This window comes from Brachybacterium paraconglomeratum (assembly GCF_003994255.1).
In the GTDB taxonomy this organism is placed as follows: Bacteria; Actinomycetota; Actinomycetes; order Actinomycetales; family Dermabacteraceae; genus Brachybacterium; species Brachybacterium conglomeratum.
On the sequence record NZ_ML133857.1, the window covers coordinates 64,842 to 86,291 of the forward strand.

Here is a 21,450-nt window from a genome sequence, read left to right on the forward strand (position 1 = left end):
TCACGCTCCGGAACGGGGCAGGGAGAGCAGGTGGGCGTCGGGGAGGTCCGGGCCGGGCAGCAGCCGGGTGATCTCCCGTCGGGCGCGGTGGAGACCGGCGCGGTCGCGGGGATCAGCGCCCAGCACCTGCAGCGCTGCGTCGAGATCGGGATCGGGCACCCCGCCGCCGTGCAGCGGGGAGCTCAGGCTCAGCACCAGCCGTGCGACGACGGCCTCCTTGCGTGAGCGGGTGATGCGGCCGATGGCCTCCTGGGTGAAGAAGTCGACCGCCGCCTCCTGGCGGGCGCGCACGGTGCGGACCACGCGCTCGGCCTCGCCGCCCAGGCGTCGCGCGATCGCGTCGAGGCCCGCCGCGAGCGAGGCCTCCTGGATCGCCATGCGGGCCATGTGGCCGGCGGCGACGGGCTCCCCGGCCGCGGCGTTCCACAGCGGGGTCAGCAGCGGCTGGACGCGGTCCACGTGGATCCGGCGCAGCGCGGCGACGCGGCCCGGCCGACGGGACGGGGCGGGGCGCTCGACGGGGTGGTCGCCGGTGAGCAGATCGCGCAGCGCACGGGCCTGCCAGTGGCGGTCCACCAGCCAGGTCGCGAGGAAGGCGGTGATCCGGGCCTCGTTCGCGGTGACGGTCGAGAGCATCGTCCGCGCCTCGGCGAGCCCGGAGGACTCCATGCGGTGCAGCACGCCGAGGGCGAGGCGCTCCTGGTCGCGCAGCGGCTCCTGGGAGCCGAGGAGCTCGGTGTCGACGGCGATCCGGCTGGTGCCGCGCTTCGTGTACGCCTCGACGTCGAAGTCGGTGCGCAGCACGGGGGTGATCGTCTCGTCGAAGTGGAGATGGCCGGCGTAGCGGCCGGTGGTCGGCATCGACGCGTGCGGATCCGGGGTCCCGACGGGGCCCGGGGACGCGGCGGCCTCGGGGGAGGCAGCCTCTGCGCTCCGTGCCCTCGTGGTCCGGTCCCTGTCGTCGTCGGCATGAGCCGACGGGTCCGCGGTGAGGTCGACGGTCACCTTCCACCTCTCTCTCAGGATCGGGTCGGCGCGCGGCGCGGAGCCCCGCACCGCGGCGGCGCGACCGGGAACAGTGTACGGAGAAGCCCTGGAGGATGCCCGAGCGCGAGGTCAGGCGGGGTGATGCCCGGCTTGGTAGGTTTCGTCGTGTGATGACCTCAGGTGCCGCCTCGCTGCCGGTGCCGGGCGACGACCGCGCCGGGCGGGACCTGCCCGGACCCGAGGCGCTGCGCATCGCGCTGCATCCCGCCGAGCTGCCGCTCGCCCGCCCCCGGGACGTGGCGCAGGCGGCCGCCCGGGTGAGCGATCTCATATCGGCCGGTCGCCTCCGGGAGGCCCGCCGCCTCGCCGCGGAGTTCCGACGCCGCACCGCCCGCCCCGCGGACCGCGCCTCGCTGCTGCGGGCGGCGCTGCGCGGCGCGCTGCGGAGCGGGGACGCCGCGCAGGCCGAGAGCGACTCCGCGGACCTCGTCTCCCTCCTGCATCGCAGCGGCCGCACCGAGCAGGCCGCGGCCGTGGTGCAGGTCCTGCTCGAGCACGGCCCCCTCGCCGAGGCGCCCGAGCGGACGGGCGCCGGGGCCCGGGGCCGACGCCGCGGCGAGGCCCTCCGCGCCTCCGCCCCGATGCTCGCCGTCGTGCGCGCCCTCGAGGCCAGCTCCCTGCCCGGGCCCGACGGGGGACGGGGCGGCACCGTCGACCCGCGCCGCGCCGTGGCCCGGCTCCGTGCCGCGCTCGCCGCCCTTCCCGAGGTGCGCGAGGCGCTGCTCGAGGACCCCGAGCGCGAGCTGCGTCTCCGGCTCGCGCAGGCCCTCGAGGCCGTCGGGGACGTCGACGGGGCCGTGAGCCTCGCCCTCGACGTGCTCGAGCTGACCGCGCAGCAGGCGACGGAGCGCGGCGAGGCCCCCGCGGATCCCTGGCGCCTGGAGACCGGGGCCCACGCCCTCCTCGCCCGCACGCTCCGGCAGGAGCGGCCCGTCGTCGCCGCGCACCACGCCCTCGAGGCGCTCGGCGGGCTCGCCGACGTGGACGACCCCCCGCTGCGGATCGGGCTGATCACCTCGCTGCTGCAGGCGCTGATGGCGGCCGGCGCGACGGACCTCGCCGGCTTCACCGCAGGACGCCTGCTCTCCCTGCAGCGCACCCTCGAGCAGGACCGGCTGCGGATCGCCCCGCTCCTGGCCGTCACCGCCCAGCGCCTCCAGGCCGAGCGGCTGGACGCGGCGTGGGTGCCGCTCGAACAGGCCCGCGCCCTCGCCCGCGAGCACCGTGACCACCGCTCCCTGCTCGAGGCGGCGCGGCTGGCCGCGAGCCTCCACGAGCGCGTCGGCGACCACGCCGCCTCCCTCGGGGAGCTGCAGCGTCTGGCCGCGGCGGCGCGCTGGCTCGTCGACGACCTCGACACCCCGCGCGAGGAGCGCTCCGAGAGGCTGCGCACCGAGCTCAGCGCGAACGCCCTGGCGATGCGGCGGGCGCTGGACCTGGGGCGCCCCGGGGCGGTGCACGTCGCCGCCCGCGAGATCGAGCGCCGCACCCGCCCCGACTCCGGCTGGGACCTGCCGCCCGAGCTGCTGTGGGACCACCTGGTCGACGCCCGGATGGGGGTGCTGATCGTCGCCGGCGACGCGCTCGCCCGCGGCGAGCAGGGGACCGACCAGACCGGCTACGAGGCCCGCCGCCGCGAGGTGCTCGAGGCGATCGGGCGGATGCCCGAGGGTCATGACGCGCGCGCCCGCTACTGGGCGGCCTATCTCGACGACCGCCACGCCGACCTGCTCGCCCGGCGCGGCGAGACCGCGGCCGCGCGCCGCGCCGCCCGCCGGGCCCGCTCCGCCTACGAGGCGCTGGGCCGGGACGAGGACGCCGCCCGCGTCGCGAGGCTCGTGACGGAGCTGGAGGCGGCTCGCGAGGCCGAGGGCGGAGCCGAGCGGGCCGGGCACGGGGCAGGGCACGGAGCCGAGGGCGACGCCGACGCGCGGGCCGGGCGCGACTGCGAGGACGGCGGCGACGAGCGGGCGGGGAGCGCCTGAGCGCTCAGCTCCCGTCGGCCTCCCGCATCGTCTCCTCGAGCACCGCGATCACGGCCCACGGATCCGTCGCCGGGTTCACGAAGGCCAGCCGCAGCGCGATCTCGCCGCGGAAGGCGGTGGGCACGCACAGCATCGTCCCGTCCTTCGCCAGGCGCTGCGACCAGCGGCGATAAGCGGCAGGGGTCCAGCCCGGCCGACGGAACACCACCACCGACAGCTCCGGCTCCACCAGCAGCTCGAGGTGCTCGCTCGCACGGATCGCCTCCGCGACGGCGCGGGCGGAGTCCAGGCAGCGGTCCACCGCCGCGGCATAGGCGGCGGTGCCGTGGGTGGCCAGCGAGTACCACAGCGGCAGGCCGCGGGTGCGGCGGGTGAGATGGGCGGCGAGGTCCGAGGGGTTGGACTCGCCGCGGTCGATCGAGTCGAGATAGGCGGCGTGCTGGGAGTGCGCGGCCGCCGCCGGGCGCGCATCCCGGTACAGCAGCGCGCAGCAGTCGTAGGGGGCGAACAGCCACTTGTGCGGGTCCACGATGAAGGAGTCGGCCTGCTCGATGCCCGCGAAGCGCTCCCGCGCGCTCGGCGAGGCCAGCGCCGCGCCGCCGTAGGCGCCGTCCACGTGCACCCAGGCGCCGTGGCGGTGCGCGACCTCGACCACGGAGGCGAGGTCGTCGACGATCCCGGCGTTCGTGGTGCCGCCCGAGGCGACCACCGCGCAGATCCGCGGATCCTCCGCCAGCAGCGGTTCGAGCGCGGCGCCGGTGAGATGTCCGCGGTCGTCGACCGGGACCGTGACCACGTCCATGTCCAGCAGTCGCGCGGCGGAGGCGACCGAGGAGTGGGCGGTCGAGGCGCAGGCCAGCGCCCAGCCGCCGCCTGGGCGTCGGCCCCGCTCGCGCAGCGCGTGGTCGCGCGCGGTCGCGAGCGCCGAGAGGTTCCCCTGGGTGCCGCCGGAGACGAACACCCCGGCGGCGTCCGCCGGCCAGCCCAGCAGGTCCGCGAGCCAGCGCAGCACCTGGTTCTCGGCGAAGATCGCGCCGGCGCCGTTCTCCCAGATCCCGCCGAACACGTTCGCGGCGGAGACGACGGTGTCGAAGGCGACCGCGGCCCGCGTCGGCGCGGCGGGGATGTACGCGAGGTTCATCGGGTCCTCGCTCGAGCGGGTCGCCGGCAGCAGCACCTCGTCGAACAGCTCCATCGCGCGGGCGGCGCCGATGCCGTCCTCGGTGATGGTCGCGCCCACCTCGGCCTGCAGCTCCTCGGCACTGCGGGCGGTGGTCTTGGGATCTGTGGCGACGGTGGTGTGCGCGGCGGCCCAGCGCAGGGCGAGGCTCACGGCCTCCCGCTCGTCGCCCCAGACCTCCGAGGGCTCGCGATGGCGCTGCAGCGCGTCCGCGGCGCGGGAGAAGGCGGAGTCCTCCGCGGTCGGGGCCGTGCTCTGCGGTGCCGGTGCGTCGGGAGCGGGGGAGGGGGTGAGGGGCTGCGCGGGGTCCTGGATCACGTCCAGCATCGTCGCACGCGCGCGGCCGACGGGAGGGCCGGGCGGGGCGACCCGCCTGCGCGTCCTGACAGGGACGTCCGCCTGGCGTAGCGTGGAGGCACCGGCCGAAAGGGGGCCCCGCCATGACGATCGGAGCCGACGGCCTCCCCGAGGCGCACGCGCATGGGCCCGGGGAGACGATCGCCGTGAGGGACAACGCCCGGGCCGGACGCTATGAGGCGGTCCGGGGCGGTGAGGTCGTCGGGATCATGATCTACGAGCGCACACGGCGCCGGATCGAGCTGATCCACACCGTCACCGACCCCGAGCACCGCGGCGAGGGCGTCGCCTCCGTGCTCGTGCGCACGGTGCTCGCCGAGGCGCGGGCCGCCGCCCTCCCTGTGCTGGTGATCTGCCCCTTCCTCGAGAGCTGGCTGCAGCACCACCCCGATCAGGCCGTCGGCGTCATCGCCGAGGACTGAACGCCGCACGGGCCGCGCCCCACCTGCGCCGCGCCTTCCCGGCCCGGCTCCTGCGCCCGCTCGGCTCCCGCTCGGACCTGTCCCGCTCGCCTTCGCACGGACCTGTTCCGTCGGCTCTCGCCTGGCCCCGCCCCTGCTCGCCCGGCCCAGCGCGGCTCTCGCCTGACCCCGCCCCTGCTCGCCCGGCCCAGCGCGGCTCTCGCCTGACCCCGCCCCTGCTCGCCCGGCCCAGCGCGGCTCTCGCCTGGCCCCGCCCCTCCCGGCCCTGCTCTCGCCCCGCCGCGGGGGACCCTGGTCGAGTAGTGGCGTATGGCGTACCTGTATGCCTATATAGCCGTAGTGGCACGCCATGCGCCGTGACCTGACCACGCCGCCGGCCCTCCGGCCCGCAGGCACCCTGATGTGCCGGACCCGGGTCCTGGTCCTGGCGCGGAGCCCGCACCTGCTGAGGCCATCCTCGGCGACCGGCGGACCGAGGGGCGCGCCGACGGGTACCGTCGGACCATGGACGCCATCGACCTGCTTCGCGACCTCGCCTCCCGCCCCCGTCACGTGGCCGACTCGCTGCGCGGCCGACTGGGGCCCCTCGAGCTCGCCGCCCACCCCGGCGGGCACCCCAACTCCGTCGCCTGGCTGCTGTGGCACACCGGGCGCGAGATCGACGTACAGCTCGCCGCGCTCACCGGCCAGGAGGAGGTGTGGGCCAGGGGCGACTTCGGCGAGCGCCTCGGGCTCGGCGCGGAGGGGGCCGCCGTCGGCTACGGCCACAGCCCCGAACAGGCCCGCGCGATCGAGGTCCAGGACGGCGAGGCGCTGCTGGACTACGTCCTCGCCTCCCTCGATGCGCTGGAGTACTACCTCGACGAGCTCGCCGCCTTCGACCTCGGCGACATCGTCGACGAGGCCTGGGACCCGGCCGTCTCCCGCGGCGCCCGCCTGGTGAGCATCGTCGACGACGCGATACAGCACCTCGCCCAGGCCTCCTACGTGCTCGGGATGCCCCAGCGCGGCTGAGCCCGAGCCGAATGCGCTGTGCCCGGCACCGCCCCCGTCAGGGGCCGGTGCCGGGCACAGGTGGTGGCGGCCGGAGACGCCGGAGCGGGACCCTCCCGGGTCAGGCCGCCGCGGAGGCGGCGGAGGAGGCGCGGCTGCGGGAGCCGCGTCGGCCGCGCAGCAGGGCGTCGAGCGAGAGGCGTCCCGCGCCGACGACGGCGATCGCGAGCGCGCCGGCGCCGAGCGCGCCGACCAGCTCCCAGCCGCCGGCGTCGATGAAGACCCCCTGGGGAAGGTGCACCAGGAGCGCGGCGACGAGCATGTCGATCGCGAGCAGCAGTCCGACGATGCCGGTGAAGGCGCCGGCGATCAGCGCGATGCCGCCGACGAGCTCGACGATCGCGACGACGGGAGCGGCGATCTCGGGGGCCGGCACCCCCATGCTGCGGAAGCTCTCGGTCGCTCCGGCGAGGCCGAAGGTGACGAGCTTCTGGTAGCCGTGCGCGGCGAAGATCGCGCCGAGCAGGATGCGGGCCACGAGCAGGCCGAGGTCAGAGGCCATTCCGGTGCGGGACGAGGCGGCCATGGGGGTCCTTCCGTCGGGGGAGAATGCCCGGCGAACGTAGAGGAGGAGCAGCCCTGACTTCAAGGTTTGAGTGACCCGGCGAGGGATGCGCCTCATTCCCTCTCGGGATCCGGGGCCGCTGTGGCGGGGGCTGATCTGAAAAGCGACCGGAACCCACCGGCGCCGACGGGGACCGACCGGGAGCGGCCGGCGCGCCGCGAGCCCGTCGGCCGATCCGCCGCCCGACCTCTCCTCCCCATCGGGGCGTCCTCCACCGACGGAAGGATCACGTCCCGCCCGTCCGCCGGACTTCCTACACTGGCTCGGTGACATCCACCGAAGCCTTCGAAGCCGGATCCGACCGCGCGCTGGAGCGCACCCCGCCCCAGGACCTCGCCGCCGAGCGTGGCGTGCTGGGCGGCATGATGCTGTCCAAGGACGCGATCGCCGACGTCGTCGAGACCGTGCGCGGCAACGACTTCTACCGCCCCGCGCACGAGATGATCTACGAGGCGATCATCGACCTGTACGGCCGCGGCGAGCCCGCGGACCTGGTCACCGTCTCCGACGAGCTCTCCAAGCGCGGCGAGCTGCAGCGCGTGGGCGGCGGCGCCTATCTCGCGGACCTCATCGACATGGTCCCCACCGCCGCGAACGCCGGCTACTACGCCGAGATCGTGGTCGAGCGCGCCCAGCTGCGACGCCTCGTCGAGGCCGGCACCCGCATCGTCCAGCTCGGCTACGCGGCCGACGGCGGCGAGGTCGACGAGGTCATCAACGAGGCGCAGGCCCAGATCTACGCGGTCACCGAGCGCGGCCAGAGCGATGACTTCCTGCCGCTGGGCGAGGTGATCGACGAGACCCTCAACGCGATCGAGGCGACCCAGAACCGCGGCGGCCAGGTCACCGGCGTGCCCACCGGCTTCGCCGAGCTCGACGAGCTCACCCAGGGCCTCCACGGCGGGCAGATGATCATCTTCGCGGGCCGCCCCGCCATGGGCAAGACGACCCTCGGCATGGACGTGCTGCGCTCCGCCTCGATCCACAACGGCCAGACCTCGGTCATCTTCTCCCTGGAGATGGACAAGACCGAGATCACCATGCGTCTGCTCTCGGCCGAGTCGCAGGTGCCGATGAACCGCATGCGCGACGGCTCCATGGACGACCGCGACTGGCAGTCCATGGCCCGCGCCATGAGCCGCATCGCCGATGCTCCGCTGTTCATGGACGACTCCGCGAACATGTCGCTGATGGAGATCCGCGCCAAGTGCCGCCGCCTGAAGCAGAAGCACGACCTCCGGCTCGTGGTCATCGACTACCTGCAGCTGATGAGCTCGGGCAAGAAGGTCGAGTCCCGTCAGCAGGAGGTCTCGGAGTTCTCCCGTGCCCTGAAGCTGCTGGCCAAGGAGATCGACTGCCCCGTCATCGCGATCTCGCAGCTGAACCGAGGCAGCGAGCAGCGCACCGACAAGACCCCGATGATGTCGGACCTGCGAGAGTCCGGCTCGATCGAGCAGGACGCCGACGTCATCCTCCTGATCCACCGCGAGGACTACTACGAGAAGGAGTCCGCGCGCGCCGGCGAGGCCGATCTGATCGTGGCCAAGCACCGTAACGGCGCGACCAAGACGATCCCCGTCGCCTTCGAGGGCCACTACTCGCGGTTCAAGGACATGGCGCACTCCGGCGGCTTCAGCGGCTGACCCGCGGCGCCGACGGTCTCGCAGCGACGACCGGACCGCGGCGACCGTCCCCCTCGGCGCAGGCGAACGATCGGTCGGTGGCCGGCGGATCCGGTTGCCGAGTCCTCGGGCGGCCAGTACGTTCGAATCCCGACCTGATCCGGAGGCGCCCGATGGGCCATCCAGTGCACCTCGTCATCGACGGTCAGCCGCACGACCTGACCGTCGACCCGCGCACCACCCTGCTCGACGCGCTGCGGGACCACCTGGGGAACATGTCCCCGAAGAAGGGCTGCGACCACGGCCAGTGCGGTGCCTGCACCGTCCTGGTCGACGGCAGGCGGCTGAACTCCTGCCTGCTGCTGGCCGTGTCCCTCGACGGCGCGGAGGTGCTCACCTCGGACGGCCTCGCCCCCGACGGCGAGCTCTCCGCCATGCACGCCGCCTTCCTCGAGCAGGACGCCTTCCAGTGCGGCTACTGCACCCCCGGGCAGATCTGCTCCGCGACCGGCGTGCTCCGCGAGGCGGCCGACGGGCGCCCCAGCGTGGTCACCGACGACCACGTCGACGACCAGCCGATCGAGCTCACCGAGGACGAGATCCGCGAGCGGATGAGCGGGAACCTGTGCCGCTGCGGCGCCTACGTCAACATCGTCGCCGCCGTCCAGCAGGCGGCCGGGGCGAGCACCGCGAGCGAGGGGACGGACCGATGAGACCCTTCGACTACGCACGCGCGGACGATCCTGCCGGCGCCGTCGCCGCGGTCGCCGAGCGGCCCGATGCGACCTACCTCGCCGGCGGCACCAACCTCGTCGACCACCTCAAGCTCGGGATCACCGCCCCCGATCTCCTGGTCGACCTCGGCCGTCTCGACCTCGCGGACATCGAGGAGCTGCCGGACGGCGGCCTGCGCGTGGGCGCCATGGTCCGCAACAGCGATCTCGCCGCCGACCCGCGCGTGCGCCGCGACCACCCGATGCTCTCCCGCGCCCTCCTCTCCGGCGCCTCGGGACAGCTGCGCAATGCCGCCACCACCGGCGGGAACCTGCTGCAGCGCACCCGCTGCGTCTACTTCCAGGACCCCACCACCCCCTGCAACAAGCGCGCCCCGGGCAGCGGCTGCTCGGCGCTCGGCGGATACACCCGCTACCACGCGATCCTCGGCGCCTCCGACGCGTGCATCGCCACCCACCCCTCCGACATGGCCGTAGCGCTGGCCGCCCTGGACGCCACCGTGGTCGTGCTCGGCGCCGGGGGCGAGACGCGGATACCGGTCACGCAGCTGCACCGCCTGCCCGGCGACGAGCCCGAGCGCGACACTGTCCTCGAGCACGGCGACCTGATCACCGCCGTCGAGTTGCCCCCGCCGGCGAGCGGCACACGATCGACGTATCGCAAGATCCGCGACCGCGCCTCCTTCGCCTTCGCCCTGGTCTCGGTCGCCGCGGTGCTCGACCTCGACCCGGACGCCGCGCAGCCGACGGTCCGCTCCGCGAGGATCGCCCTCGGAGGCGTCGCCCACGCCCCTTGGCGCGCCCGCCGCGCCGAGCAGCTCCTCGCCGGCGCCCCCGCCACCCGCGAGAGCTTCCGCCGGGCCGCGGCGGCCGAGCTCGAGCAGGCCCGGCCCGTGGAGGGCAACGAGTTCAAGGTGACGATGGCCCGTGGCGTGATGGTGAGCGTGCTCGCCGAGCTCGCCGGCCTGGGCGAGGAGAACGAGGAGCCCCATGATGAGTGACCTCCTGCGCGCCTCCTCGATCGGCACCCCGCGGGTGCGTCTGGACGGACCCGACAAGGTGCGTGGCCTCGCCCCCTACGCCTACGAGCACCCGGTCGAGGATCCGCTCCATCTCTTCCCGCTCTGCTCGACGATCGCGCTCGGCCGCGTCACCGCCATCGACGCCACGGCCGCGCTCGCGCTCGACGGGGTGGTGCGCGTGATCACCCACGAGAACGCCCTCCGGCTCGCCGACACCGAGGACGGCGAGCTCGCGATCCTCCAGGACGACCGGATCGGCTACCGCGGCCAGTACCTCGGCGCCGTCCTCGCCGACACCCCCGAGACCGCCCGCCACGCCGCCGACCTCGTGGTGGTCACCGCAGAGGCCGCACCGCACGACGCCGACTTCCGCCACGACCACCCCGCGGTGCGCGAACCCGAGGGCGGCGGTGACGACATCGACACCGGTGACCTCGAGGCCGCGCTCGCCGCCGCGGAGATCGTGGTGGACCAGCGCTACTCCACCCCTCTCGAGCACAACAACCCGATGGAGCCGCACACCACCATCGCCCGATGGGACGGCGAGCAGCTCACGCTGTGGACCTCGACCCAGGGCGTCCACCCCGCGAGGCAGACCCTCGCCCCGATGCTGGGCATCGACCCCGAGCAGCTGCGGATCATCAGCCCGCACGTCGGCGGCGGCTTCGGCTCCAAGGGCCTGCCCCATGCGGACATGATGCTCACGGCGCTGGCCGCGCACGCCGTGCCCGGCCGCGCGGTGAAGCATGCCGTCACCCGCCAGCACATGTTCGCGCTGACCGGGTACCGGCCCGCCACCTCCCAGCGCTTCCGGATCGGAGCCCGGGCCGACGGCACGATCACCGCCTTCGGGCTCGAGGCGGTCTCCAGCTCCTCGCGCACCAAGGAGTTCCCCGAGGTGGCGATCAAACCCTCCCGACAGATGTACGCCGGCGAGCACCGTCGCATCACCCAGCGCGTGCTCCCGCTGGACATCGCCGTCCCCTCCTGGATGCGCGCCCCCGGCGAGGCACCGGGGATGGTGGGCCTGGAGATCATGATGGACGAGCTCGCCGAGGCCTGCGGGCTGGACCCGATCGAGCTGCGGGTGCGCAACGAGCCGGAGCGCGACCCCGACACCGGGATGCCCTTCAACCGGCGCCGGCTGATCGACTGCCTGCACGAGGGCGCCGCCCGCTTCGGCTGGGCCCAACGCGACCCGAGGCCCCGCGCACGCCGGGAGGGCGGGTGGCTGATCGGCACCGGCGTCGCCTCGGCGACCTACCCCGCATCCCGGCAGCCCGGCTCGAAGGCCCGGATCCGTCACGAGGCGGGGGTCTACGAGGTGGGCATCGGCGCCGCCGACCTCGGCACCGGCACCTGGACCGCTCTCACCCAGGTCGCCGCCGACGCCCTCGAGGTCGACCCGGACCGCATCGCGCTGCGGATCGGCGACACCGCGCTGCCGAACGCGACCGTCGCCGGCGGCTCCACCGGGCTCGCCAGCTGGAGCGCGGCCGTGCTGGCCGCCGCGGACACCTTCCGTCGCGAGCACGGCACCGCCCCGGCCGACGGCGTCGAGGCGATCGGGGAGGCGGCGGAGAACCCTGCCGAGAAGCAGTTCGCCATGCACTCCTACGGCGCCCAGTTCGCCCAGGTCCGCGTCCAGGAGGAGACCGGCGAGATACGTCTGGACCGCATGCTCGGGGTGTTCTCCGCCGGACGGATCATCAACCCCCGCACCGCCCGCTCCCAGCTCCTGGGCGGGATGACCATGGGGGTGGGGATGGCGCTGCACGAGAAGGGCGAGCTCGACCCCCGCTTCGGACACGTCGTCAACCACGACCTCGCCGAGTACCACGTGCCCGTCAACGCGGACATCCGCTCCCTCGAGGTGCACTGGCTGGACGAGCAGGACCCCCAGGCCGGGCCGCTCGGCGCACGCGGCATCGGCGAGATCGGCACCGTCGGCGCCGCCGCGGCGATCGCCAACGCCATCCACCACGCCACCGGGGCGAGGGTGCGGGACCTGCCCGGGTTCGGCAGCGACCTCCTGGCACGGTGAGCGCCGCGTCATTCGACGGCCCCCGACAGGCGGCCGCGCCTCCCGTCGGCCTGATCCTCGCCGCGGGCACCGGAAGGCGCCTGGGCCGCGGCCCCAAAGCGCTGCTGCTCCTGCGCGGCACCACCCTGGTCGAGCACGTCGCCCGCGCCCTGCGCGAGGGCGGTTGCGGCGAGGTCGTGGTGGTCACCGGCGCGGGCGCCGAGCGGGTGGGCGCCGTCGTGGACGGGATGCCGTGGGTGCGCACGGAGCAGAACCCGCGCTGGCGCGAGGGGATGGGCACCTCGCTGCGCACCGGCCTGGCCGCGATCGGCCCGGGCCGCGACGTGCTGGTCACGCCGGTGGACCGCCCCGGGACGTGCGCGGCAGAGGTGGCCCGGGTGCTGGCCGCCCACCGCCGCGGCGGGATCACCGCCGCCGCCCACCGCGAGGCCTCCGGCGGGCTCCGACGGGGCCATCCGGTGCTGCTCGACGCCGCCTGGACCGCCGCCGCCGCGGAGGCCGCCCACGCGGACATGGGCGCCCGTGACCTGCTCCGCGCCCGACGGGATCAGGTGCAGCTCGTGGACTGCACCGATCTCGACGACGGCGCGGACCTCGACCTCCCCGAGGACCTGTGGCGGCTGGACGTGCGGGGCTGACCTCTCAGCCGCTCGCAGCGCTGCGCGCATGCAGCGGACCGCTGCCGTCGCGCAGCGGCTCCACGGTGCGGCGCTCGGCCCGCACGGCCAGGATCTCCGCGAGGATCGCGACCGCCACCTCCGCCGGGCTCCCCGCCCCCAGATCGAGGCCGATCGGGGAGCGCAGCCGCGACAGCGCCTCCTCGCCCACCCCGGCCTCCCTCAGCGCCATGCGCCGATCGTGGTCGCTGCGCCGGGACCCCATCGCACCGACGTAGGCGATGTCCAGGCGCAGAGCGGTGGCGAGCACCGGCACGTCGACCTTCGGATCGTGCGTGAGCACGCAGACCATGCTGCGGGCATCGAGGTCACCGCGCTCCGCGGCCGCGGCCAGGAACCGGTGCGGCCAGGCACGCACCACCTCCGCCCCCGGGAACGCCGTGGGATCGGTGAACGCCGGCCGATGGTCGCACAGCGTGATCCGCAGCCCGAGCGGCCGCGCCGCCTCCACCAGCGCCTGCCCGAAGGCGTTCGCCCCGCACACCACCAGGTGCGCGGGCCGGATGCGGGACTCGACGAAGAGAGCGATCGTCGAGGCGCCCGCGGGGAGGCGGAGGGTGCCGGTGCGCGCCTCGCGGAGCATGGCGGCGACCCGGGCGCTCCCCGCCTCGAGCATCTCCGGGGGGAGCAGGGTCGTGAGCGCGCCGCGGACCTCGTCGGCGCCGTCGCCCGCGAGCAGGACGGCGCGCGGACCGTCGGCGCCGTCGCCCTCCGGCCGGGCCGGGCGCCGTGCGTCGTCGCCCTCGGGAGCGACCGTCCGTGGTGCGTCGGACCCGTGCGGCAGCCGGGTCACGTAGGCGGCGGGGGCGGGGTCGTCGACCGTGCCGAGGGGGCTCTGCGCCCCCGGGGGCAGGGGAGCGAACGGCTGGATCAGCACCTCGAGCGAGCCCCCGCACATCAGCCCGACGGCGAAGGCGTCCTCCTCGCTGAACCCGAAGCTCCGGACGCTGCTCCTCCCGGTCTCCAGCGCTTCGCGGCAGGCCTCGAGCACCGCCCCTTCGACGCAGCCGCCGGAGAGCGAGCCGTGCAGTTCGCCATCGGCACCCACCAGCATCGAGGTGCCCACGGGCCGCGGCACGGAGCCCTGAGCGGAGACGATGGTCGCCACGGCGCAGGGAACCGGATCGGAGGCACAGGCGAGGCGCTCCCGGGCGCGGTCCAGGATGTCGAGCACCTCCTCACCCTATGCGGCGGCCCGGACCGGCACGACGGTCCCGACCTCTCGATCGGCCGGCGGGTCATCGCGGACTCTGCCTATGACCGGGGTCACACCTGCTACGGTCTCCGGGAGCGTCGGTCCTCCTCGCCGGGCCGGGGCGATGAACAGAACGAAGGAGTTGTGTCCGTGACCACCCCGCCCCCTGCGGCCTCCGGCCCCTCGCCCGAGCCGGGCCTCTCGCCGGACCGCGGCCCGGCGTCGCCTCCCGGCGCCGCGCCCTCCCCGACCCCCGAGCAGTTCCAGGCCGTCCAGAAGTCCGAGGAGTTCGGCCGCCTGCGCTCGAGCTTCCGCAGCTTCGCGATCCCGATGACCGTCGCGTTCCTGGTCTGGTACTTCGCCTACGTGCTGCTGTCCACCTACGCCGAGGGCCTGATGTCCACCCCGGTGCTGGGCAATCTCAACCTCGGCCTGCTGATGGGCATCAGCCAGTTCCTGATGACCTTCCTGATCACCTGGCTGTACATCCGCCACGCGAACCGGAACCTCGACCCGATCGCGGAGAAGCTGCGCGATGAGCTGGAGGGGGAGCACTGATGGAGTTCGGCAACCCCCTGTTCAACATCGCGATCTTCCTCGCCTTCGTGGTCGTCACCCTCGTGGTGGTCATCCGCGTCTCCAAGCAGAACGTCACCGCCGGCGACTTCTACCACGGCGGCCGCGCGTTCTCGGGCCGGCAGAACGGCATCGCCATCGCCGGCGACTACCTCTCGGCCGCCTCCTTCCTCGGCATCGTCGGCGCCGTCGCGCTCTACGGCTACGACGGGCTGCTGTACTCCGTCGGCTTCCTCGTCGCCTGGCTGGTGGCGCTGCTGCTGGTCGCCGAGCCGCTGCGCAACACCGCGAAGTACACGATGGCCGACGTGCTGAGCTTCCGCATGCGCCAGCGCCCCGTGCGCACGGCGGCGGCCACCTCCACCCTCGCCGTCACCTTCTTCTACCTGCTCGCGCAGATGGCGGGCGCCGGCGCGCTCGTCTCGCTGCTGATCGGCATCGAGGGCCGAGTGGGCCAGTCGATCGTGATCGCCGTGGTGGGCGTCGTGATGATCGCCTACGTGCTGATCGGCGGGATGAAGGGCACCACCTGGGTGCAGATCATCAAGGCGGTGCTGCTGGTGACCGCCGTCGGCGTCTCGACGGTGTGGATCCTGGCGCTCAACGGCTTCAACCTCTCCGAGGTGCTCGGCAAGGCCGTCGCCGAGCACCCCGACGGCGCGACCATCCTCGAGCCGATGCACCAGTACGGCACCTCCGGCGCGTCCAAGCTCGGCTTCGTCTCCCTCGCGATCGCGCTGGTGTTCGGCGCGGCCGGGCTGCCGCACGTGCTGATGCGCTTCTACACGGTGCCGACGGCGAAGGAGGCCCGCCGCAGCGTGGTGTGGGCGATCGGGCTGATCGGCTTCTTCTACCTGTGCACCATGGTGCTCGGCTTCGCCGCGGCGTACATGGTGGGCGTGGACGTGATCGGCACCCTGCCCGGGGGTTCGAACTCCGCCGCACCGGCGCTCGCCTACGCCCTCGGCGGCACCGTGCTGATGGGCATCATCTCCGCGGTCGCCTTCGCGACGATCCTCGCGGTCGTGGCGGGCCTGACGATCACCGCCTCCGCCTCCTTCGCGCACGACATCTACAACGGCGTGATCAAGGAGGGCAGCGCCACCTCGGCGCAGGAGGTCCGGGTCGCCCGGCGCACCGCCGTGGTGATCGGCGGCGTCTCGATCATCGGCGGCATCCTCGCCGCCGAGCAGAACGTCGCCTTCCTGGTCTCGCTCGCCTTCGCGATCGCGGCCAGCGCGAACCTGCCCTCGATCCTGTACTCCCTGTACTGGAAGCGGTTCAACACCCGCGGCTCGCTGTGGAGCATCTACGGGGGCCTCGGCAGCGCCCTGGTCCTGATCACCTTCTCCCCGGTGGTCTCCGGCTCCGAGACGGCGATGATCCCCGGCGCCGACTTCGCCTGGTTCCCGCTGACGAACCCGGCGATCATCTCGGTGCCGCTGGGCTTCTTCCTCGGCTGGCTCGGCTCGGTCACCTCCTCGGAGACCAACGAGCTCAAGCAGGCCGAGATGGAGGTCCGCTCCATGACCGGCGCCGGCGCGGAGAAGGCGACCCAGGCGCACTGAGCCGGGGAGCCGGACCGGAGGAGCGGCGACCCGGCCCCGGCTCCTCTTCCCGCTGCCGCCATGTCATGTGACGCCCTGTTCCACCCATGGAACAGGGCGTCACATGACATGGTGCGGGCGCCTGCCGTCCGCGCTCAGGCGAGCGGCAGCCCGGACTCCGGGCGGGTCGCCCGGTCGTGCAGGTCGATGATCCGCTGCTCCTCGGCCGACGGGGCAGGGCCGGTCACCTCGAGCAGGCGGCACACCGCGACCTGCGCGGAGGCGTCGCGGTAGCGCCGCACCCAGTCCTGGTGCTCGGGGGCCGAGGCAGTGCGAGTTCCGAGCGACTCGAAGCGGTCCACCTCCACCCGCCACGGCTTCGGGGTGAGGCGGGCGCGGTAGGTGTCGTGGACCCGGCACAGCAGCATGTACAGCGGATCGCTGCGCACCTCCGCCATCAGCGTCCGGGCCCGTTCGCTCGCAGGATGGGCATCCGCGCCGGAGACCAGCAGGCGGAAGCCGTGGCGGGTGCGATAGGCGCGCACGCCCAGCTCGGGATGCCGCGCCCCGAAGTCGCGGATGCTGGTCAGGAGCTCGGCGTGGACGCGGCCTCGCTCGCCGGAGCCCGGCCCGCCGAGCTCGTCGGGCAGGCCTGCCGCGTCGCGGATCCCGTCGGTCGCGCCGTCGGCTCTGCCGATCGCGCCGCCGCCGAAGAGCCGCGAGAGCAGGCCGGGCCGCTTCCCGGCCCGGCCGCCACTCGACCGCGACCGGCCGACATCCTCCTGGGGGAGGTCGACGTCGCAGATCAGCAGCGCATCGGTGTTCAGCACGGCCGCGCCGTAGCGGTTGCGGGTGATCGCCGCGATCAGCGTGCCGTCCTCGCTGTGGACGTCCTCGAGCAGCTCCTCCGGCAGGCGCCGGCTCGGGTAGTACTCGAGGCCGGAGTCGTGCTCCTGCTCGGGGCCGCCCGCGGCGACGAGCGCGTCCATGCGCTCGCGGGCATCGCGTCGGGCGTCCTCGACCGAGATGTCGGAGGAGCCGTGGATCGTCAGCGCGAAGGGGCCGTGGCCCGGGAATGTGTGCGTCGCGCGGACGGCGGCCCAGTGACGGGGGATCGGCTGCATGGAGCCGACCGTACCCGCCACGGGCCGCCCGCCGGGAGGGGCTTCAGCCGAGCGAGGCCTCGAGGGTGATGTCCACGCCCGCGAGCGCCTTGGAGACGGGGCAGGTCTGCTTGGCCTCCTCGGCCAGGCGCTGGAAGTCGGTGTCCTCGATGCCGGGCACCTGCGCGGTGACGGTCAGGGCGATCCCGGTGATGCCGCCCTCGCCCGCGTTGAAGGAGACCTTCGCGGTGGTGCTGATCGACGTGGGCGGGGTGTCGTTCTCGGCGAGCATGTTCGAGAACTGCATGGAGTAGCAGGCGCTGTGCGCGGCGCCGATCAGCTCCTCGGGGGAGGTGGTGCCCTGCTCGGCATCCTCCGAGCGGGCCTTCCAGGACAGGTCCATGGTGCCGAGCTGCGAGGTCTCCAGGGTGGTGCTGCCGGAGCCGGAGATCAGGTCGCCGTTCCAGGCGGTCGAGGCGGTGCTGACGACGGTGCGGGGCATGGTGACTCCTTCGGTCGAGGGTCGCGCCCGCGCTCCTGCGGGGGCGCTCCTGCCACGCTAGCCCGGACCCGCGCCCACGTCGATGCCCGCCCGGCGGAGCCGTCGGCCCCGGCCCCGTCACCTCACTGCAGCGACTCGAACTTCCTCGCCCAGGCGGAGCCGATGGGGTTCGCATCGGCGACCATGATCCCGAAGCGGTCCCCGGCGATCTCGGCGACCTCGGTCAGGGCCACGCGCCGCTCGTGCTCGGGGGAGTGGGCGAGGCGTCGCACCCCGTCCTCGAGGATCTTGCGGAAGGAGTCGGTGCGGCCCAGGAACGCCACGAACGGCAGGCCGAACCGCTCCTCGTAGCGGGCGGAGAGGTCGCGCAGCGCCTCCACGTCCTCCTCGGCGAGGCTGTCCAGGGCGAGGGAGCCGACGTCCTGGCTGATGCTGCCGGCATGCTCCTCGTCGGCCGTGACCAGGGTGGCCATGTCCGGATAGGCGCGCACCAGGGCGTCCTGCTCCTCGCGCTCGGCGGTGAGCACCGCGTCCTCGATCGCCGCGCGCAGCGCGGGCGCGTCGGTGAAGGGGCGTGCCTCCCAGGCGCGCTCGAGCGGCCAGGTCGCGCCGTTGAACAGGGTGCCGAAGGTGCCCACGAACTCGTCGCGGTCCATGGCGTTCACGTCCTCGATGCCGATCCGTCGGCCGGCGGCGTCGGTGGCGACGTTCGCGCCGCGCTGGCGGCCGAGGTGGAAGAACAGGATGTTCAGCACGATCGCGGTGAGCGCGCCGACTGTCACGCCGGAGGAGACGAACACCTGTGCCCAGGAGGGGAACACGCCCGCGATGTCGGGCTTGAAGCTCACCAGCATCGCCAGGCCCAGCGAGGTGCCGACGATGACGGAGTTGCGGTTGTCGGTGAGGTCGACCTTCGACAGGGTCTGGATGCCCACCAGCGCGACCGAGGCGAACAGGGCGAGCGAGGCGCCGCCGAGCACGGGGGAGGGGATCGCGGCGACGACCGCGCCGGCCTTCGGCAGCACGCCGAGGACGATCATGATCACGCCGGCGCCCGCGACGACCCAGCGGGACTTCACGCGGGTCAGGCGCACCAGGCCGATGTTCTGCGCGAAGCAGGTGTAGGGGAAGGAGTTCAGCACGCCGCCCAGCAGGGTGGACAGGCCGTCGGCGCGGATCGCCTCGGAGATGTTCTTCGGCCGGATGCGCTTGCCGACGATCTCGCCGGCGGCGAAGACGTCGCCGGTGGTCTCCACCATCGTGATCAGCATGACGATGATCATCGAGATGATCGCGGTGAGCGAGAAGGTGGGGATGCCGAAGTAGAAGGGGGTGGTGACCCCGAAGGCGGAGGCCTCCGTGACGCCGTTGAAGGAGGTGTCCCCGAGCAGCACGGCCACGGCGGTGCCGATCACCAGGCCCAGCAGCACCGCGATCGTGCCGAGGAAGCCGCGGAAGAACCGCTGGACCAGGACGATCACGGCGAGGGTGCCGAGCGCGTAGAGGATGTCGCGGGTGGCGGGGACGCCCTCGGCGTAGTTCGTGATGTCCCCGGCGGAGACGCCCAGCAGCGTGATGCCCATGGTGGTCAGCACGGTGCCGATCACGACCGGCGGGAAGAACCGGAGGATCCGCGCGAAGTACGGTGCGACCAGGAAGGTGAACAGTCCCGCGACGATGATCGAGCCGTAGATCATCGGCAGGCCCTCGGCGCCGCCCTCGCCGCCGGTGGCCGCCAGGCCGATCGCGATGATCGGGGAGACGGCGGTGGTGGTCACGCCCTGGATGATCGGCAGGCGCACGCCCACCTTCCAGAAGCCGACGGACTGGATCAGGGTGGCGATGCCGCAGGTGAACAGGTCCGCGTTGATCAGGTGGATCGTCTGCTCGGGCGTGAGGCCGAGGCCCGAGGCGATCAGCAGCGGCACGATCACGGCGCCCGCGTAGAAGGCGAGCACGTGCTGTATCGAGAGCACGGTGAGCCGGCCGGGCGGCGGCACCTGGTCGACGGGGTGCACGGCGCGCGGGGCGGTCGCGTCCGGGGCGGGGGCGGCGGCGGAGGTCATGGGCGTCCTAGGGATCCGTCGGGCGAGGGGCCGACGCAGGGGTGGGGGCGGGCCCGGCGCACCGGGCCGCGCACCAGCGTAGGGCGGGGCAGGCGGCCGCGGCCTCCCCGTTCGGCCCGCGACCGGCCCTTCCGAGGGTCGAACGGGCCCCTGACCGGCGCGGCGAGGGCCGACGTGAGATCGATGGCACCGGATGGAACGCCCTGGCCGATCGCGGCGGGGAGGGGTACAAGGGTGGGATGAGCACCCCCGAGCAGTCCGACGACCCGACCTCGAGGACCTCCGTGGCCTGTGTGCCCGCGGATGCCGTCGGCCGCGTCGACGTCCCTGCTCCCCGGAGCGCCGCGCCCGAGACCGCCCAGCCCGACACCGCCGCGCCCGGCGAGGCCGTGCCCGGCACCGCCGCGCCCGCCGCCGTGGCGGCCGAAGCCCCTGCCGCGCCCACCGCCCACGTCGGCCGGGGTGGCCGGGTCGTCGGCGCGGTGCTCGCCGTGCTCGCGGTCGCGACGATCGCGGTGAACCTGCGGCCCGGCGCGACCGGCGTCGGACCGCTGATGGAGCCGATCGTCGCCGCCTACGGGCAGGGACCGGCCGCCTCCGGCCTGCTCACCGCCCTGCCCTGCCTCGCCTTCGGTGCCCTGGGCCTGCTCGCCGTGCCGATATCGCGCCGCCTGGGCCTGACCGGCTCGATCGTCGCCGCCTTCGTGCTCTCCGGGGTCGCGCTGCTGCTGCGGCCGGGCACCGAGGTGTTCTGGCTGTTCGTCACGCTGTCCGTGCTGGCCCTGATGGGGCCCGCCCTTGGGAACGTGCTGGTGCCGGCGTGGATCAAGCTGCACGGCGGGCGCCGCACCGTGGGGCTGATGACCCTGTACAGCGTGGTCCTCGCGATCGGCGGCTCCGCCGGGGCGTCCCTCGCCGTGCCGCTCGCGGGCGGCGCCGCCGACGGCTGGCGCGGCTCCCTGCTGTTCTGGGGGGCGGTGATGGCGCTGCCGATCGTGGTGTGGGCCGTGGCCCTCACCCGCACCGGGCACGACTTCCCGCCCGCCGCGCCGAGCGCCGGCCGGGCCGGCGCGCCCCGCGCCTCCCTGCTGCGCTCGCCCACCGCGATCGCGCTGACGTTCATGTTCGCGCTCCAGTCGCTGAACGCCTACACCCAGTTCGGCATGCTCCCGCAGATCCTCGCCGACGCCGGGATCAGCCCCGCGAAGGCCGGGATGCTGGTCGGGGTGATCGCCGGCTGGGGACTCGTGGGCGGGCTCGTGATGCCGACGGTCATCGCGCGCGCCCCCGGCCTGCGCTTCGTCGTGGCGAGCTTCGGCGCGCTGACCACGATCGGCTATCTCGGTCTGCTGCTCGCCCCGACCGCGAGCCCCCTGCTGTGGGCGTGCGTGCTGGGGATCGGCGGCTTCGCCTTCCCGACTGCGATCGCGCTGCTGCCCGCCCGCACCCGCTCCCCGCAGGTCACCGCCCGTCTCTCCGGCGCGACCCAGCCCGTCGGCTATCTCCTCGCCGCGATCGGCCCGATCCTCGCGGGCGTGCTCCTGGACGCGACCGGCTCCGCGGCCGTGGTGCTGTGGTTCCTCGCCGGCACCGGCGTGCTGCTCGCGATCGCGGGCTTCCGCTCCGGGCTGCCCAGGATCGTCGACGACGAGCTGGCCGGCTGAGCGAGGGCCGACGGGCCGCCCGCGCGCCGGTGCGCCCGGCAACTCGCGGCGCTCCGACGCGTCGCCGCGGATCCCGTGGGAAGATGCCC

General features: G+C 74.1%; 18 protein-coding genes. 11 read left to right on the top strand and 7 right to left on the bottom strand.

Features of this window, described 5'->3' with window-relative positions; genetic code table 11:
• On the bottom strand, positions 1-861 hold the full coding sequence (locus DS079_RS11640; RefSeq protein WP_241237632.1) for a hypothetical protein: 861 nt from the start codon (positions 859-861) through the stop codon (positions 1-3).
• A 296-nt stretch (positions 862-1,157) separates the two neighbouring features.
• On the opposite strand from DS079_RS11640, the gene DS079_RS11645 reads away from it, so the two are divergent.
• Positions 1,158-3,032 (top strand): hypothetical protein, encoded by a 1,875-nt coding sequence (locus DS079_RS11645; protein WP_126987916.1) that lies wholly within the window; start codon positions 1,158-1,160, stop codon positions 3,030-3,032.
• 4 nt (positions 3,033-3,036) lie between these two features.
• Here DS079_RS11645 and DS079_RS11650 read toward each other — a convergent pair whose 3' ends face one another.
• Positions 3,037-4,530: a pyridoxal phosphate-dependent decarboxylase family protein gene (locus tag DS079_RS11650; protein ID WP_241237633.1), complete on the bottom strand. Its 1,494-nt coding sequence runs from the start codon at positions 4,528-4,530 to the stop codon at positions 3,037-3,039.
• Positions 4,531-4,652: 122 nt separating this feature from the next.
• Here DS079_RS11650 and DS079_RS11655 point away from each other — a divergent pair, with 122 nt between their 5' ends.
• Positions 4,653-4,991 (top strand): GNAT family N-acetyltransferase, encoded by a 339-nt coding sequence (locus tag DS079_RS11655; protein ID WP_126987918.1) that lies wholly within the window; start codon positions 4,653-4,655, stop codon positions 4,989-4,991.
• Positions 4,992-5,495: 504 nt separating this feature from the next.
• Positions 5,496-6,005, top strand: a complete 510-nt coding sequence (locus DS079_RS11660) for a DinB family protein (protein ID WP_053918124.1) — start codon at positions 5,496-5,498, stop codon at positions 6,003-6,005.
• A 100-nt stretch (positions 6,006-6,105) separates the two neighbouring features.
• Here DS079_RS11660 and DS079_RS11665 read toward each other — a convergent pair whose 3' ends face one another.
• Positions 6,106-6,570 (bottom strand): DoxX family protein, encoded by a 465-nt coding sequence (locus tag DS079_RS11665; protein ID WP_126987920.1) that lies wholly within the window; start codon positions 6,568-6,570, stop codon positions 6,106-6,108.
• 305 nt (positions 6,571-6,875) lie between these two features.
• On the opposite strand from DS079_RS11665, the gene dnaB reads away from it, so the two are divergent.
• The 5 genes from dnaB (at position 6,876) to DS079_RS11690 (ending at position 12,669) form a co-directional block, all read left to right on the top strand.
• Positions 6,876-8,252 carry a replicative DNA helicase gene (gene dnaB, locus DS079_RS11670; RefSeq protein ID WP_010550821.1) on the top strand — a complete coding sequence of 459 codons (1,377 nt, stop codon included), beginning with the start codon at positions 6,876-6,878 and terminating at the stop codon, positions 8,250-8,252.
• Positions 8,253-8,404: 152 nt separating this feature from the next.
• The gene (locus tag DS079_RS11675; protein ID WP_126987922.1) at positions 8,405-8,944 is read left to right on the top strand and encodes a (2Fe-2S)-binding protein; all 540 of its coding nucleotides are present in this window, start codon (positions 8,405-8,407) and stop codon (positions 8,942-8,944) included.
• A complete protein-coding gene (locus tag DS079_RS11680) occupies positions 8,941-9,966 on the top strand; it encodes an FAD binding domain-containing protein (RefSeq protein WP_126987924.1) in 1,026 nt (341 codons plus the stop codon). Before DS079_RS11675 ends, DS079_RS11680 begins: the two co-directional genes overlap by 4 nt.
• Entirely contained in the window at positions 9,959-12,031 is a 2,073-nt protein-coding gene (locus DS079_RS11685; protein WP_126988109.1) for a xanthine dehydrogenase family protein molybdopterin-binding subunit, read from the top strand. Before DS079_RS11680 ends, DS079_RS11685 begins: the two co-directional genes overlap by 8 nt.
• On the top strand, positions 12,028-12,669 hold the full coding sequence (locus DS079_RS11690; protein ID WP_053918119.1) for a nucleotidyltransferase family protein: 642 nt from the start codon (positions 12,028-12,030) through the stop codon (positions 12,667-12,669). The genes DS079_RS11685 and DS079_RS11690 overlap by 4 nt, the downstream gene beginning before the upstream one ends.
• 4 nt (positions 12,670-12,673) lie before the next feature.
• On the opposite strand, the gene DS079_RS11695 is transcribed toward DS079_RS11690, so the two are convergent.
• Positions 12,674-13,882, bottom strand: coding sequence for an XdhC family protein (locus DS079_RS11695; RefSeq protein ID WP_126987926.1), 1,209 nt, complete (start codon positions 13,880-13,882; stop codon positions 12,674-12,676).
• A 171-nt stretch (positions 13,883-14,053) separates the two neighbouring features.
• Between DS079_RS11695 and DS079_RS11700 the strand changes: the two genes are divergently transcribed.
• Entirely contained in the window at positions 14,054-14,461 is a 408-nt protein-coding gene (locus DS079_RS11700; protein WP_010550815.1) for a DUF485 domain-containing protein, read from the top strand.
• Entirely contained in the window at positions 14,461-16,047 is a 1,587-nt protein-coding gene (locus DS079_RS11705; protein ID WP_126987928.1) for a solute symporter family protein, read from the top strand. Before DS079_RS11700 ends, DS079_RS11705 begins: the two co-directional genes overlap by 1 nt.
• A gap of 134 nt (positions 16,048-16,181) precedes the next feature.
• Here the strand turns inward: DS079_RS11705 and DS079_RS11710 are convergent, their stop codons facing one another.
• The 3 genes from DS079_RS11710 to DS079_RS11720 all read right to left on the bottom strand — a co-directional run bounded on the left by DS079_RS11710 (position 16,182) and on the right by DS079_RS11720 (position 19,697).
• Positions 16,182-17,150 carry a hypothetical protein gene (locus tag DS079_RS11710; protein ID WP_126987930.1) on the bottom strand — a complete coding sequence of 323 codons (969 nt, stop codon included), beginning with the start codon at positions 17,148-17,150 and terminating at the stop codon, positions 16,182-16,184.
• Positions 17,151-17,193: 43 nt separating this feature from the next.
• On the bottom strand, positions 17,194-17,631 hold the full coding sequence (locus DS079_RS11715) for an OsmC family peroxiredoxin (protein ID WP_126987932.1): 438 nt from the start codon (positions 17,629-17,631) through the stop codon (positions 17,194-17,196).
• Between the two features lie 122 nt (positions 17,632-17,753).
• Entirely contained in the window at positions 17,754-19,697 is a 1,944-nt protein-coding gene (locus tag DS079_RS11720; protein WP_126987934.1) for a solute carrier family 23 protein, read from the bottom strand.
• A 239-nt stretch (positions 19,698-19,936) separates the two neighbouring features.
• Between DS079_RS11720 and DS079_RS11725 the strand changes: the two genes are divergently transcribed.
• A complete protein-coding gene (locus DS079_RS11725) occupies positions 19,937-21,361 on the top strand; it encodes an MFS transporter (RefSeq protein WP_126987936.1) in 1,425 nt (474 codons plus the stop codon).
• Positions 21,362-21,450: the final 89 nt, after the last annotated feature.